Here is a 15,101-nt window from a genome sequence, read left to right on the forward strand (position 1 = left end):
AGGAAGGGCCTGGCCCCTCGAATTGGGGGTCAGGCCCGGTTTTGCCTCTTGACAATGTCCTGCTCATATTAAAAAGGCGCGCGCCACCCGAGCAGCGAGAGGAATCCGCCGCTCGTTTCGAGCACGAGCACGCTGGCCCCCGAAGCGGCGCTTTGCCAGCTGAAGACCTTTGCGCGCATCTCTTCGTCGTAGTATTCAGACGCGAGTGCAGCCGAAGTGGTAGCAATGCCCGCGATGGCAATGCCAAGCACGAAACGGCCTACGAGCAGCGTCTCGAGCGTGGGAGCGGCAAGTCCCCAGAGGCCCGCTGCCGTGAATGCCGCCAGCGAGATAACGAGCGTGCGCGCCTTGCCAACGCGGTCAGCCAGTACGCCCACGAACAAGCCCGAAAGCGCTACCGCCAATGAAGGCAGTGTAATCACGAGGGAAACAATTGCTTCGGAGGCTTCGGGGTAGGCTTCGCTTATGGCGGGAAGCGCCGGTGCAACCGCGGCACCGCCCATCACGTTGAGCATAGCCACAAGCACCAGCGTGATGAGCGCGCCCCTTCCGGGCGCGAAGCGTTCCTTGCCATCGTTCTCCTGGGTGGGCGGTGAATGCGGTTGTCGTTCAGACGCAACAAAGGAGCGTCCCTGGTAAGAGGGATTCTCCTTAGTTGCGATTACATTATAGGTTGCGCAGTAGCGCGGCGAGTGCAACTCGCGGTGCGTTCCCCTCTAGAGGATCCTGGGGTTGTTGCCCGGATTCTGTGCGTCACCCTCGTTGGTGGGATTGGTGGGGATGGGGTTGCCGCAATACGGGCACGTGCCGGATGTGGTGCCGGCGTCTGCCGCCACGGGCTGCCCGCAGCTTGGGCACGTCCCCGTTTCGATCTGCGACCCTGATGCGTTTAGCGCGCTAGGCCTGAAGCACATGATGAACCTCCTGTCGGTTTGCCGAGCGTTCGGTCTCGGCTATCTTATGTGACCCTTCGTGGGAAATTGAAACTACCAGGTGCTGCCGCACTTGCCGCAACGCGATTTCCCAGTGCCGGGGCAATACATAGTGCCCGTATGCCCGCACGTGGGGCAGGCTTCGTTTTTCCACTCGCCGCCACCGACGACGCTTTCAAGCTCTTCGTCCGAAAGCGCGTAGCCTTCTCCCTTTGCGGCTTCCAGTATCTCCTCGGGGGTCAATTTCTTGCCCTGTTCTGTCATTCGCGATCCTTCCCCTCGTTTCGGTATCGTTAGCGAATGAAACTGCTTGTGCGTGCTTATTATCGCGTGGGGTCGTGTTGCGCATCTTCGTTTCCGGCCTTTGTTGCGTTCCCATTTCGTAATTGATACTGCTTTGTTGCCATTCGTTGGAATCTACGAGATGTTTTCCGTTGGGCGAAGGGGTCTGGTTGCTGCCTGATGGGGCGCGTGTTTTCGGGGTCTGCGGTATACGTCGAGTACAATTGTGAGTAGTCGAAAGGCGCATGGCGCATGCCGCTTGCGGAATGAAAGGAGGTCCCATGGCAAAACGAACGACGCTTCGCGATAGCGTTCTTCCTGCGCTGGAGCATACGTACGAATTGCGACAAGACGACCTGGGGGCAGATGCCCGCATGTCCGCGAAGGGAATGACATTCGAAACCGAGAGTTGGGATGTTTCGGGGGTTGGCCATCTTTGCATCATGCGGATGAAAGCGTTTTTCGGATTGATGCGCATGGAGACGGCGATCATTGCCCCCACCTGCGTTGACGCTCCGCTTTTCAATCTCGATTGGGTGAAGGCCTTTGGCACTGAGACTCAGATTGCGGAAGTGTACGACACGCAGCTTCAGCCTTGGCCAGCGGAATGCCTGGAGGCGCTTGAGTCTGTTCGCGCTCAATACGAGGATGTTCCCGATGCGCCTGCGGGGGATCCCCGTTGGTACGACGATGTGCTGTATCCCTGTTCGTTTCACAAGAAGGCAAAGGGGATGACGGAGCGGATGTCGCAAGCCTCCGTGGATTTCCTGGCGGGCTATGTGGCGTCGCTTGCTTCCGCCCTGGCCTGCGACAAGGCGCAGAAGGTTGCGAAGGTGCAGGCGTTCGCCGAAAGGCTGTTCGATGAGGGTGGCCCTGCGGTTGACCAGGTCACCAAGCTGTTTGGCAATCGCACGGCGAAGCGTCTCATTTTGCGTCATATGTACGGAGTTCGGGTGCCTGAGTAACGCAATCTTGTTCGGAGGATTGAAATGCTATTGTTTGTAGCGATGCTGGCTGTCGCGCTCGTGTTTAGCGCCGTCGGTTTCAAGAAGTACGTCTGGTTTATCTCGATTGGCTACGGTCTTTCGATTGCGGCCATTGGCGCGGCATTGCTTATTGCGGCGCGCGAGCAGCTGACTGCGGGCGTAGTGTGCGCCTGCATTCTGTTCATTGCGTACGGTATCAGGCTTGGTGGGTACCTTATCTTCCGAGAGCTGCGTTCGTCGAGCTACAACTCCAAGATGAAGACCGAAATCAAAAGCGGAGACGGCATGAGCATGGTCGCCAAGTGCGCCATCTGGATTACCGCGGCGCTTCTGTATGCGTGCCAGACGTCCCCGGTTATCTTCCGAATTGCCAATGGCGCGGGCGGCGATGCCCTGCTGGTGGTCGGGATGGTCATTAGTCTCGTGGGCCTGGTGGTGGAGTCTATGGCTGACCTGCAGAAGAATGCCGCGAAGAAGGTAAATCCCGGCCGCTTCGTCGATACCGGCCTGTTCCGCATCGTTCGCTGCCCGAACTACTTCGGCGAGATGCTGTTCTGGACGGGCGTGTTTGTTGGCGGCATTTCGATTTATGCCGATCCGCTGCAATGGATCGTGGCGCTTCTGGGCTACCTGGGCATTATCTACGTCATGTTCGGCGGCGCCCGCAGGCTGGAGATTCGCCAGAACAAGTCATATGGCGATGACCCGGAATACCAGCGCTACGTGAAGACGACACCCATTATGATTCCGCTCATTCCGCTGTATAGCGTCGAGAAATACAAGTGGCTGGTAGCGTAGTTGCGGAGTAGCCCTTGCGCGCCAAGGCGCTTCGAGGTGAAGCTAGTATTCCTCGCCCGCTACGATCTTGCTGACGTAATCGCGTTGCGAGACGAACAGGTGGGAGATGAGCTCCGCGAACCCTAGGGGAAGCCCCTGGCAGGAGGAGTATGCCTTCATGATGGTGTCCTCGAAGCCGTCGAGCACGTGCGGGTCGCACCACGACCAGTCCCAAGACGATTTGAGGAATGCGAAACGGTGCGCGCAGAGCAGCTGAACGAACATGGGGTTTTCGCATAGGGAGGCAATCGAAATGCCGTTGAACGGGAAGCCGAACGAGCCGTCGTAGTCGAAGAGGGGCGCCACGCGCCATTCGTTCGAGCCGACTGCGCGGATGGCGCCGAAATTACCCGAGGTGTAATCTAGAAGCAGCGAGAGGCTGAAGAAGCAGGCGCGTCGCGCCACCTGCGCCGAGGCATCCTGCACCCCGATGGCGGTATAGGCGTCTATGAGCTCGTCGCATGCTTCCGTCGTGACGCTGCCCTTTCCCAGGTGGGGGCTATCCCACATGTCGGCCATTGCGTAAACCTGGTTGCCGTCGGCGAACTCCTCGTTGGAGTTCAGCATGAGCGGGCTTACCGAACATGGTTTGCCATGGCGTTCCGTCATCTCCATGGGTATGCAGTGATCCTTGCCAAGGAGGAGGGAACAGAGGATGAATCCGAGTTTGGCGCCGATGAGTTCGGCTCCGTTGGGGAATTCGCCCGTCTTGATGAGGTAGATGCCCTTGCTGGTGCGTTCCCATGCCTTGATGGCGTGCCCGGGCGTCGTGACTTCGGGCACGTCAAGCGCGCAATCTGGTAGGTGGGCGTAATCGCCCCGCAGGATGGTCGAGCCGAATTGCGGATCCCATTCGTTGTCGAAGAAGTTGATGTCGGCCCAGCGCTCGGTTGAATGGGGCTCGCGATACCAGAATTGGTCGGATAGGGAGAGGCCGTGTCCCTTGAATGCGAGTTCGAGGAGCGACTTTGCCCTGAATGCCGCCAGGATTTTGCTTTTGTCCCTGCGCATGCGCGACATGGACCGCCGCTGGATGAGGGCGGTTAGCATTTCGTCCCTGTTTTTTGTGCCGAGCCCGATGGCGGTGCAGAGCTCGTTGTTGTGTGTTTCAACGACGTGAGCCGTGCCCGTTGCCGGATCTATCTCGAAATCGACCAATTCCTGGTCGCGTTGCATGAGCGTGCGCCTGATCAAGGTCTCTCCTCTTGCTTCTTTGGCGAGCGCCAATACCTCTTCGGGCGTCTTGCACTTGCGCGCCTTGTCTTGCAATTCGGGTGATAGACCCTTGAAGTCCATGGTGGCCTCCTTGGTCGAGTTGCACACGCGCCAGTGTATGTCGCGAGGGAATGGTGGGCGATTCCCCTTGCGCGTTCGTCAACGTAACGTGAACAAGAGGTGGAGGTTTGTCCGGACGCGTTCTTTGACTTTCGGAAGGCTGAACGCTTCCTTGCCAAGCTTGATGCTCTTGATGAGGAACGCCATGTTGCGCGCAACGACGCGCATTCGCGACGAGAAGGCGTCTGAAATCATTCGTTCGCTTGGCGTTGATGTGAGTAAGTACGACCACTTCATGTCGCATGAAGGTGTTGTGGCGCGAACCATCATGTTTGCCGACACGCTGCGTAGGCTTATCGTACGGTACCCCGATGCCATATGCGTGAACCTGGGGTGTGGCTTCGACGACAAGTTCACCTAGGTCGACAACCAGCGCATTAATTGGTTCGACGTCGACCTGCCCGACCAGATCGAGGTTCGGCGCAAGGTGTTTACCGATCGCCCGCGATGCGTCATGGTAAGCGGCAGCGCGCTCGACGATGCATGGACAAAGCAGCTGCCGAAGGGTCGCATGTGCATAGTGGTGGTGGAGGGCGTATTCCAGTACTTCACCAAGGGGGAAACCGCGCAGTGCCTGTGCATGCTCTGCGACAGCTTCGATCATGGTTTTCTGCTGGCGGAAATGAACTCTCCGAAGCTGGCGAAGTATACCGACCATCACGACACTGTGAAGAACACGAACGCCAAGTTCAAGTGGGGTACCGACAGTGGTCAGGCATTTGTTGCGCTGGAGCCTCGCTTGCACTTGGAGTCCGAAACGAGCTTCAATGCCGAAATGAGCAAGTACACGCTGCGAGGCAAATTGTTTGCCGCTACCGTTGGGAAGAACCTGAACAACCGCTTGGCAGTGTTCAGCTGGTAGCTGTCGCCTCCGCCTCGTGCATTAATCCGGAAAAGGACGGGTTTTCGCGCGGCTTGGGGCGATCTTCCGTTCGCAAAATCTCGCGACCTGGGTAAATGTAATGGTATAAGCGCGGTGTCACAACATTAATCCGGAAAAGGCATCTTCCCAGGTTGGGGGCAGATGCGAGGACGTGGAGGGGTGCGAACTGGGGAAATGCGCGGGTGGACGTACCCCTGGAATGAAAAAGGGAAGCGGAACTTCCTGTCGTTGTCGCTGTACGCTATGCATTGACGGGGTGTTAACGGGTGGCGGGGCTCTGAAACCACCCCCTTGTCACCCTTTATCGAATGAAGTTGGTGCGCACCCGCTGCTCTGGCTTTGGCAAACCGAACGCGTCCTTGCCGAGTTTGATGCTCTTGATGAGGAATGACATGTTGCGCGCAACGACGCGCATTTGCTGGAGGCCCTCTTCGTCCTGAGAGCCTTCGCCTTGGGCGCGTCCGTGCAGCCCGTTCCAATACTGGCCGGTCGCGATGGGCATGCCGGTAAGGGCGAAGAACTTGTTGAGCTCATCATAGGTGGCCGACGTGCCGCCGCGGCGTGCCACGGAAAAGCCTGCGCCCACCTTCATGGTCTTGTCGAAATGCGTGCTGTAGAACAGGCGATCGAGCAGGGCGACAAGCGTGGGGTTGGCGCTGCCGAAGTACACGGGCGTGCCAACCACCAGGCCATCTGCCTTTTCGAACTCGTCGGCGATTTCGTTCACGATGTCGTCGAACGTGCACTTCCCCGTCTTTCCGCATGCATCGCATGCGATGCAGCCGCGTATGTCCATCTGTCCAACTTGGCGGATGGTGCAGGAGATGCCCTCTTCCTGGAATACGCGTTCCATTTCGTCGAGGGCCAGTGCGGTGTTGCTGTGCGAACGGGGGCTTCCGTTAAGCATGAGGACGTTCATATGCTTCTCGCTTCTATTTTCTTGCGGTCTGACTTCGCGCCGCGCTGGGCTGCCACAATCTGAGCTGACTTTGCTCCGCGCTGGGCTGTCGTGACCTGGGCTGACTTTGTGCGGGGCTGGGTTGCCATGACCCGCTGGCTTCGCGCGAGGCCAGGCTGCCGCGACCTGCGCGCATGGCAGCAGCCTCGCCAGAGGTGGCTATTCGTGCAGCGCGTCGAGAATCTCGCCAACGCTTCGACACACTTCGGCCTTTGCCTTCTCGATGTCGATGGTCTTGTATTCGCCATTCTCGTAGAGCACCTTGCCATCGCACATGGTCAGCAGCACGTCTGCGCCGTTTGCGCTGTACAGCAGGTTCGTCGCCATGTCGTAGACGGGACACATCCAGGGCGTATCGACATCGATGACCACCAGGTCGGCTTTCTTGTCTACGGCAAGGACGCCGCAATCGGAGCGCCCCTGCGCGCGTGCGCCGTTGATCGTGAGCATTTGCAGCGCTTGCTTTGGCGTGATGACGGTTGGGTCGAGCGCGTTGCCCTTCTGCGAGCAGGCAAGCAGGTATGCGCTCTGCAGGATGTTGTGCGTGTTGTTCGAGGCCATGCCGTCGGTGCCCAGGCTGCAGTTCACGCCGGCGTCGATCATGGCTTGCACGGGCGCAAACCCGCTGGCCAGCTTCATGTTGCTGGCGGGATTCAGGCTTACGTTCACGCCCTTGCGCGCCATGAGTTCGATGTCGCTGGGCTCGACCCACACGCAGTGGGCGGCGGTAACGGGAACGTCGAACGCGCCGAGTGAATCGAACCAGGCGGCCGGGGTCATGCCGTCGTGCCGCTGCTTGCATTCTTCGTGCTCGGTCTGCGTTTCCGACATGTGGATATGCAGGCCGGCGTTGTTCGCCTTGGCTTCCGCCACGCAGCGCTCGATCATGCCCTGCGGCGTGGTGTATTCGGCGTGCACGCACATGTCGATGCGAATGCGCCCGTCGGCCGCCAGATGGTATTCGTCGAAGAGCTGCTTGTTCAGCGCGGCAACGGGAAGCGTGTCGTAGTCGGTTTCCACGAAGCACATGGTGCCGCCGTCGCAATGGTTCGCCTTCATGCCCGCTTCGATGGCGGCCTTGCAGCGATCGATGGTCCCGAAGTACATGTCGGTGTAGCCCACGATGCCGTAGCGCAGCATTTCGGCTTGCGCGAGCATGCAGCCCCAATAATGGTGGCCGTGTTCCACGCTCATCTTTCCCTCGAAGGGCCAAACGGTATCGTTGAGCCATTGCTGTAGGGGCTGGTTTTCCGCGTAGCCACGCAGGAGCGTCATGGGAGTGTGGGCATGCGTGTTGTAGAAGGCGCTCATGAGGAGCTTGCCGTGTCCGTCGTAGCGCTCTCCAAAGCGTTCGGGATCGGTGGGCTCGGTGGCGCCTACGTAGGTGATGGTGCTGCCTTCAACTCCTACGAACTGATCTTTCTGCCAGTCGAGGTTTTCATCGAGAACATTGATGTGGGTGAATAGCATCATCGGCCCCCTTCGCTGCGCCCTTCGTTATGTAAGGATGATACCCACGCGATATCCTTTTCGCAAGGGAACGCCAGTTGATGCGATAGACCAGATCTTCGGTGACGTAGCAAATGCAATCGCCGGCGATCTCGTCGATGGCTACGTCGGCCCTACGCGTGTTGGCTAGGATTTGCTGCCTGGTTCGCTTTGGGAGAGCCGTTCGGCCACCCAGGCGCCCTGTTCGCCTTGCCACATGTTCGTGAGGTTGGCGAACACCCGTGACCAGTCGATGCGCATGTCGAATGCCACTTCCAGGTAATTCAGGCTGCCTATGCCATTCCATCGTGCGTTACCTTCCTGCGCCTGCATCCATCGTTCGAAGGCGTAGGTATACGCGCAGGTGGGGCACACGGTAACGAGCGTATGCGCGCCTGCTTGCTCGCAGAGGCGGAAGGACCGGCAGGTGCGGCTGCGAGCCAGGTTGGGATCGTAGGCGTTCACGGCGCCGCCTGCACCGCAGCACCAAGCGTCTTCGTCCGTACAGGGGAAGGGCTTGGCGTTTGTGCGCTCGAAGAGAGCGCGCACCGCAGGGCCATGAATGCTTGCGCGGTCGTTGCAGGAGGTCACAACAGACAAGGGGAGCGTGCAATCGGGCAGGCTCTCGTCGTCCATGCGCACTCCCGCATCAAAAAGAAGCTGGGCAAGGGGTACGAATTCCATGCCGGGGGCAACCGCTGCGGCTGCGGCTTCCAGCTGCCTATCGCAACCAGGGCATACGCCCACGATGCGGCGAACGCCTTGGTCCTTTGCGGCTGCGATGACGCGCTCTCGCCAGGTCTGCGCTCGCTCAACTTCGCCCGCGCATTCCAGGGGCCATGCGCAGCACTGCGTAGCGAGTAGGGTGGGCCCAACGTGCTCGTTGAGCCATGCGTATGCTGCGCGCGTGAGCTCGGGTGCGTAGGTACAGAGCGTGCATCCGGGGAAGAACAGCGTCTCGGCATGCGCTTTGCGCGCGGCCGCTTCCTGAATGGTGGCGCCTTCGGTTTCGTCGATGCTGGGAACTTCCAGGAGCGATAGGTCGCTATAGTCGATGTTCCAAACGTGGCGGTATACGCTGAACGTGTTCCACGTGCAATCGGTCTTGATCATGCCCACGTCGGAATCGGGGATGTATTGCGCCCCTCGCAGCAAGGCGCGCCAGGGCTGCCACAGGTCGCTCATGCTCAGCTGCTGAGGGCAGTGGACGGTGCAGCGATTGCATGATTCGCACGAACGGAGGAACTGGTAGAGCGAGGGGTGGCCATCGATTCCTTCGCGTGTGCTCTGTACGTCGCGGGCGTCGCCTATCGCGTCGTTGCTTTCCTTGCAGATGGCGCGAATGTTCCACGTGCGCGATTCCAGCAGGTCGCATCGTGTGGTGCAGGTGCCGCACGCGATGCATTGGTCTTCCAGGTTGGCAATGGCGTCCCTAGTGCGTTCAAGCAGCGTGGTGAAATCAGCCATGCGTTGCCTCCAGCGTGAGAATGAACGCGACGGGCTGGCATGCTGCACGGTCGGCGCAATGCTCGCAATCTTCTTCCAGGTCGCCCGATATTTCGTCGAATGAAATCTCGGTGCCGCCCAGCGCACGGTAGAACCCCGCCGCATCGCCGCGGGAAACCAGCTTGAGAGCGTGATGCTGTTCCAGTTCCGCCTGCATGAGCGCGCGTCCTACGCCGTGGCCTTGCCAGGCGGGCATAACGGCAACGGGGGCGACATGAGGCCCCTTGCTGGTTTCTTGAATGCGAATGTACCCGATGAGCGTTCCGTTGCTATCCACCGCAACCGTGGCGTTTTGCCAATCGGCGGCCAAGCCCATGCCCCCTAGTTGCATGAGGGCGCGTACGGCTTGCTCGTCTGTGGCAATGGCCTTGCGGAGTGAGTACTCGTTTGCCTGTTGACGGTCGTGCGTTGAATCGTTCATGACGCCTCCCGGTTTTAGGGCAGGTAGACCTTGGCGCGCGATTGGGGAATGGCCCGCTTCGATAGCTCCCGCAGCCCCTTTACCACCGTGGGCATCATGCTGCGGGGAATGCCCATGAACAGGTGGTCACGGGGAACGTCGGTGGCCGCGCGGTTGCCGTAGCAGCCAAGCGACAGGTTCATGACGCCCTCTTCGCGTGGGATGAGCACGGCTTCGACGCACATGCTGTTGTATCCGGAAACGCGGTAGTTGAAGCGCTTGCCTGTATAGTACGAAGCGCTCATGGTGAGCCACATCATCTGCTCGGCGTCGCCGGTGACCACCACCACGTCGGGGGTGGTTGCCGCCTTGGCGAGCGGCGTTGCCACGGTGGCATCGGTGCTGCGCTGCGGCAGGCGCGGGCGCTCGGCCACCATTTGGGAGGCGGCCTCCATGGTGTCGAGCTTATGGAACAGGATGTAGAGCTCTCCGCTGGCCAGCTTCGGGGGCACGTCAGTCATGCCCAGGATGGAGGTGCCGTCGGGGCATGAATGCCGGTTGGGTGGCAGCATGATGGAGCGCCCCAAGCGCGCGTACGCGAGCTGCTGGCAGAAGCGCATGCGCGTGGTGGGTACGGGAACGTCGGGCAGGGGCGCGCCGGCGGGAATGAGCGTGAGCGCAACGGGCTCGGCCTGCAGTTGCAGTACGTCCTTTAGCACCGCTGCCCATTCGACGTAGAGGTCTTGTTCCTTTTGCGGTAGCGGGGCGGCCTTTTCCCTGTTTTGGAAGGGGTCGTATGCGATCCCGTCGCCCTCAATGCGAATGGCGCTTACGGGGCATTGCCCCTCGCACGTCTTGCAGCCGACGCATCGTTCCGGCTGCACGGCAACGGGAGTGTCGGTGGCGTCTTCTTGCCCCTCGCGGACGATGGACTGCATCTCGTAGACGTCCATGGGGCAGAAGGCCGCGCAGAGCCCGCAGCCTACGCAGAGGCTGGCGTCGTGCTTGATGCGATACGTTACCTTGGGGCCGTCATCGGCGCCGGTGTCCCAATCCTTCACTGGGAACCGCCCTCCTTTCGGCCGAGCGATGGGTAGATGCGGTTGCCTTGCGCGTCGTTGAGTTCGCTGCTGCAGAACGGGATGAGCCTGTCGTCGACGGTGGCGTGGAACATCGAGCATTGCTCCAGGCGCTCCAGGTCGATGTTGCTGCGGTCCATGTAGTCCATGATGATGAGCGACAGCCCGCCTTCGAACTGGGGAATCGTACGCGCGGCGATGTCCCAGAGCACCGCGCCCTGAGGCGAGTGCGGGTCGTAGTACGACAGGTAGTCTTCATGCGAAAGCCCACGCGTGATGGGCGTGTAGCCATCGGGCGTGCGCGCCAGGTACGTGCCTGCGTCGCAGAGCGGATGCGAGGAACCCAATGGCACCATGTCGTCCGCGAGGATAAGGCCGTCGGTCTGCTCTTCCAGCAGTGCGAATGTGTCGCCCATGGTGAGGGGCTTGCTGCGTTTCACGTCGAAGCGGCCGCTTTCGAAGGCCGGCTGCAATGCCACGCCCACGACCACGTCGTTGTTCTGAATCGCGAATCGAATGACATTGCCCACTTGTTCTTCGTTCACGCCGCCGACGATGGTCATGGCTAGCACGACCTGCACGCCGCATTCGCGGCAGTTCTGAATGGCGCGCAGCTTCACATCGAGCAGGTCGGCGCCGCGCGTGGCCAGGTAGGGCTCGGGCGTCGTGCCGTCGAATTGCAGGTAGATGCCCGAAATGCCCGCTTCGCGTAGCTCGAGCAGGTAGTCCTTGCTTCGTGCGATGGCAAGGCCATTGGTGCTGATCTCGATTGCCTGAATGCCCACTTCGCGGCCAATGCGCACGATGTCCGGCAGGTCGTCGCGCACGGTGGGTTCGCCGCCCGTAAGGTTCACGCCGCAATCGCAGCCCGCGGTATCGCGGATCGTCTGGAAGATGGCGCGGAAGTCTTCCGTGGGAAGCTCGTTGTCGTCTCCGTGCGCGGCCATGAAGCATACGGGGCACCTCAGGTTGCAACGCTGGGTGAGCTCGATGCCCACTTGCGTGGGACGCCGCACGTGATGCGTGCAGATGCCGCACGAAAACGGGCAGGGTGCCGTCATGGGCCTGGTCACCGCTGGGGCGGTGGCGGGCAGCGCCCGTGCGCAGTAGCGTTCGTATTGTTCCGCATCGGGCCAGCGATATGCTTGGAAGAAGCCATGTTCGGGGCAGGTGCGCTCCATCCATACGGTGCCATCGTCGTGCTCTACCACGCGCGCGGGCAATTGCTTCAGGCATTCGGGGCAGATGCTGCGGGTTGTGCTAATGAGCCGCGACATGGGAGTCCCTACTCGTCGATTTCTTCGCGGCTGTCGAAATTGCGATTGGGCGGAGTGGTGACCTTCAGACCGAATGCGCGGATGAATTCGAGCGTGCGATGGGGCACGAATACATCTTGGAACTGGCTGGCGTACTCCAGCGCGTTGATGACGGAGATGACGTGGGCGAAATCTTCGATGTTGTCCACGTCGCCCACGGGCTCGAGCAGCGCCATGGGCATGTCGCCAGCTTCGCGGCCCTTGTCCAGGTACGCCTGCAGGGCAGGACGCCCGTCGAGGTTGTAATAGACCGTCTGATGGTTCATGCCGCAGTTGTGCGTGTAGCCCACCAGCGAGGTTCCGCCCGCCTGGCAGGGTGCGAGAACCATGCCGCCCGTTGGGTAGCGCTTCTGGAATTCGTGCAGGTAGTTGTAGGCGTCGATGATGTGATCGCGCGGAATGATGGGGATGTCGCCGCCAACCGAAATGCACGTTTCGTAACCCAGGTCGAAGATCTGCTGGAATGCGTCATCGAAGTGGTCGTCGAACACTTTCCCGTGGTCTTCGATGAGGTGAATCTCGCGCGGCCAGCTTTGCCCCTTTTCGAAGATCTCGCGCATCTTCTCGACGTGCTTATGAGGGGTGGTGCTTACGAAGACGTCGTATACCCGTTCCGGAACGGTGGGGTCCGCTTCGCGTTCGCGCTTGTTTTGCTCTTCCAGGCGATCGAGCGCCTGCATGGTGCATTCGAGCACGTCAAACATCATGCGATGGAACAGCGTGGAAGCCTGCAAGGGCGTGAACGGCCCATCGTGCATGGTGGTAAGCCGCGTCTTCACCAGGCCGGGAATGGGCGGCTTCGAGAACATAAGGAATGCGTTCTTCTGAACGGTCATGGTATCCCCCTCACTACGCGTTGCTTGATGACGCGCTGTCGAACTCGATGGGACGCGAAGTCTTTTCCACGAGTGCCTCTATGCCATTATAGGTCCAGGTGCCGATGAGCGGCTCGCAGCCTTCGATGCCGTTGTCGGTGAGCATGTTGATATTGCTGGTCAGCGAGCCCGAGAAACCCGGTGCGCCTGGGGGCGTTTCGGGAAGCCACCAGCCGTATTCGGCGCTTGCCACCCCTTCGGGCATGTCCTGGAATGCGACGTTGAACACGGCACTGCCATTCTTGTTGCTCAGGCGTGCCCAGTCTCCTTCGGCAAGCCCCAACGCCCGTGCCGTGGTGGGCGCCATGGTTACCCGAGGGTACGGCCTGCGTTGCCTGAAGTCCTGGTTGTGGAAGTACGACGACCCCCAGAAGGGCTGGGAGCGGGCGCCTGTGATGAGCACCACCTTGCCCGTGGCAAGGTCTGCCCGTGGGATGCTCTGGGAAATGGGTTGCGGGTACGCCGAACCGCCCAGCTGCTCGATGAGCGACGAGGCGAGTTCCACCTTTCCCGACGGCGTGGCAAATCCCCGGGGCTTTCCCTGCCCGTTTCGCTGCTCGTGCTTGCGGAAGGTGGGGGCAGGCGCGAACATGCCCTCGTTGGCGAACTGCTCGAACGTGATGCCCACCGGCTCGAAGAGGTAATCAAGCTCCTCTTCGAGCGTGGCATGGGGCCATTCTGCTCCCATGCCAAGCCGTAGGGCAAGCTCGCGCATGATGTCGTAGTCGTTGCGTCGCTCGTGCAGGGGCGGAATGACCGCGGCGCCTCCGTAGGCGAAGTCGGCGACGCCGCCATGAATCTGGCAGTTGGGGCGCTCCAGCGCGCCTGCGGCGGGGAGCACGTAGTCGGCCAGCTGAGCCGTGGGCGTAAGACGATAGTCGACCACGACGCATAGGTCGAGCGATTGGAGCGCCTCCAGCACGAGTTTCGTATTCGCGTAGGTGAGCACGGGGTTTGCCCCCATGACGAAGAGCGCACGGATGGGGTAGGGCTCTCCCGTGACCATGGCGCGCATGACCATGCCCGGATGCGCGGACGACAGGTAGCGTTCGGGCAGCGAACTTCCGAATTGCTTTGCGTAGTCGTTTATCAGGTTGTATCCGCTGTAGCTTTGAAGCGGCGTGGTGTTCAGCTGCCACGCTCGGTCTTCCTGCGAAAGCAGGTCGGGGCGTTCCATGGCCGCTTCGGCCCTAAATGAGCTGCGCTGGTGCAGGAAGCATGCGCCGGGGCGGTCGACGTTGCCCGTGAGGGCGCGCAGCAGGCAGAGCGAACGTACGGTGGGTTCCGCATTCGGTCCCAGCTGGTCGATGCCGCGACCCGAAAGCAGCACGCCGGGAGTGTGGGTGGCATAGAGACGCGCGGCCTTGCGTATGTTCTCGGCGGGGACGCCGCAGAGTTCCTGCGCGCGTTCGGGCTCATATGAACGCACATGCTCGCGCAGCCCGCTGAAGCCCACGCACCAGGTGCTCACAAATTCGCGGTCGAAGAGCCCTTCTTCGATGATGACGTTGAGCAGCGAAAGGGCTAGCACGGGGTCGGTGCCGGGCCAGGGGGCAAGGTGCACGTCGGCCTGGCGTGCGGTTGCGGTGGCGCGGCAATCTACGACCACCAGCGGAACGCCCGCTGCGTGCCGCTCTTTGATCTGGCTCCAGAATAGCGAGTTGTCGCTGATGGCTGGATTGGTTGCCCAGAGCATGATGCATTGGGTGTGGTCGTTGAGGTCGGGGTCGGTGGGCCATCCGAAGGTGATGGCATCCATGAAGATGCGCGGGTCCCAGCAGATTTGCCCAATGCCCATGTTGTTGGGGCTTCCGAATTGGTTCATGAAGCGGTGCAGGGGCCAGTAGGTGGTGTGAGGCCCCGCGATGGCGCTTGCCAGCGTTCGCGCGCCATATTCGCCCCGTAGGCCTTCGAGCCTGCTTGCGATATCGTCGAGCGCTTCGTCCCAGGTGACGCGCTCGAATTTGCCGCTGCCACGTTCCCCAACGCGGCGAAGCGGGTAGTTCAGGCGGTCGGGGGCATCCAGGTCGTCGAGGTTCATGCGCCATCTGCGGCAGCGCGAGGAGATGGATGCGTCGTAGGGATAGCGCGTGGGGTCGGGGGCGATGTCTGTGATGCGGCCGTCTTCGACGGTCGCAGTTAGGCCACACAGATACCCGCAGTAGCTGCAATTGCCCTTGCGCATCTCGATCGTCATGGGACCCCCTCGGCTCAGGATTCCATT

15 protein-coding genes are annotated in these 15,101 nt (G+C 60.8%); 4 read left to right on the forward strand and 11 right to left on the reverse strand.

The features are described 5' to 3' along the window. Nucleotides 1-68: 68 nt before the first annotated feature. Complete coding sequence (locus E7002_RS07485) at nt 69-527, reverse strand: MFS transporter (RefSeq protein WP_369692500.1); 459 nt, start codon at nt 525-527, stop codon at nt 69-71. 459 nt (nt 528-986) lie between these two features. Next, entirely contained in the window at nt 987-1,196 is a 210-nt protein-coding gene (locus E7002_RS07490; RefSeq protein ID WP_303728246.1) for a hypothetical protein, read from the reverse strand. Between the two features lie 299 nt (nt 1,197-1,495). Between E7002_RS07490 and E7002_RS07495 the strand changes: the two genes are divergently transcribed. Continuing rightward, entirely contained in the window at nt 1,496-2,179 is a 684-nt protein-coding gene (locus tag E7002_RS07495; RefSeq protein ID WP_303728247.1) for a hypothetical protein, read from the forward strand. A gap of 24 nt (nt 2,180-2,203) precedes the next feature. After that, nucleotides 2,204-2,998, forward strand: a complete 795-nt coding sequence (locus E7002_RS07500) for a DUF1295 domain-containing protein (RefSeq protein WP_303728248.1) — start codon at nt 2,204-2,206, stop codon at nt 2,996-2,998. Between the two features lie 42 nt (nt 2,999-3,040). On the opposite strand, the gene E7002_RS07505 is transcribed toward E7002_RS07500, so the two are convergent. Beyond that, nucleotides 3,041-4,333 (reverse strand): hypothetical protein, encoded by a 1,293-nt coding sequence (locus E7002_RS07505; protein ID WP_303728249.1) that lies wholly within the window; start codon nt 4,331-4,333, stop codon nt 3,041-3,043. 184 nt (nt 4,334-4,517) lie between these two features. Between E7002_RS07505 and E7002_RS07510 the strand changes: the two genes are divergently transcribed. After that, nucleotides 4,518-4,733, forward strand: a complete 216-nt coding sequence (locus E7002_RS07510; protein WP_303728250.1) for a hypothetical protein — start codon at nt 4,518-4,520, stop codon at nt 4,731-4,733. Between the two features lie 66 nt (nt 4,734-4,799). After that, on the forward strand, nt 4,800-5,234 hold the full coding sequence (locus tag E7002_RS07515; RefSeq protein WP_303728251.1) for a hypothetical protein: 435 nt from the start codon (nt 4,800-4,802) through the stop codon (nt 5,232-5,234). A 322-nt stretch (nt 5,235-5,556) separates the two neighbouring features. Here the strand turns inward: E7002_RS07515 and E7002_RS07520 are convergent, their stop codons facing one another. From E7002_RS07520 to E7002_RS07555, 8 genes are all read right to left on the reverse strand, one after another. Continuing rightward, nucleotides 5,557-6,162 carry a flavodoxin family protein gene (locus E7002_RS07520; RefSeq protein ID WP_303728252.1) on the reverse strand — a complete coding sequence of 202 codons (606 nt, stop codon included), beginning with the start codon at nt 6,160-6,162 and terminating at the stop codon, nt 5,557-5,559. A gap of 210 nt (nt 6,163-6,372) precedes the next feature. Then, entirely contained in the window at nt 6,373-7,686 is a 1,314-nt protein-coding gene (locus E7002_RS07525) for an amidohydrolase (protein WP_303728253.1), read from the reverse strand. A 162-nt stretch (nt 7,687-7,848) separates the two neighbouring features. After that, the gene (locus E7002_RS07530; protein WP_303728254.1) at nt 7,849-9,168 is read right to left on the reverse strand and encodes a (Fe-S)-binding protein; all 1,320 of its coding nucleotides are present in this window, start codon (nt 9,166-9,168) and stop codon (nt 7,849-7,851) included. Next, complete coding sequence (locus tag E7002_RS07535; protein ID WP_303728255.1) at nt 9,161-9,628, reverse strand: GNAT family N-acetyltransferase; 468 nt, start codon at nt 9,626-9,628, stop codon at nt 9,161-9,163. Before E7002_RS07535 ends, E7002_RS07530 begins: the two co-directional genes overlap by 8 nt. Nucleotides 9,629-9,642: 14 nt before the next feature. Then, the gene (locus E7002_RS07540) at nt 9,643-10,668 is read right to left on the reverse strand and encodes a DUF169 domain-containing protein (protein ID WP_303728256.1); all 1,026 of its coding nucleotides are present in this window, start codon (nt 10,666-10,668) and stop codon (nt 9,643-9,645) included. Then, nucleotides 10,665-11,963, reverse strand: a complete 1,299-nt coding sequence (locus E7002_RS07545; RefSeq protein ID WP_303728257.1) for a radical SAM protein — start codon at nt 11,961-11,963, stop codon at nt 10,665-10,667. The genes E7002_RS07540 and E7002_RS07545 overlap by 4 nt, the downstream gene beginning before the upstream one ends. Before the next feature lie 8 nt (nt 11,964-11,971). Beyond that, a complete protein-coding gene (locus E7002_RS07550; protein WP_303728258.1) occupies nt 11,972-12,838 on the reverse strand; it encodes a DUF2064 domain-containing protein in 867 nt (288 codons plus the stop codon). A 13-nt stretch (nt 12,839-12,851) separates the two neighbouring features. Next, nucleotides 12,852-15,074, reverse strand: coding sequence for a molybdopterin-dependent oxidoreductase (locus E7002_RS07555; protein ID WP_303728260.1), 2,223 nt, complete (start codon nt 15,072-15,074; stop codon nt 12,852-12,854). Between the last annotated feature and the right edge of the window lie 27 nt (nt 15,075-15,101).

The organism is Denitrobacterium detoxificans (assembly GCF_015062615.1).
Classification (GTDB): Bacteria; Actinomycetota; Coriobacteriia; order Coriobacteriales; family Eggerthellaceae; genus Denitrobacterium; species Denitrobacterium detoxificans_A.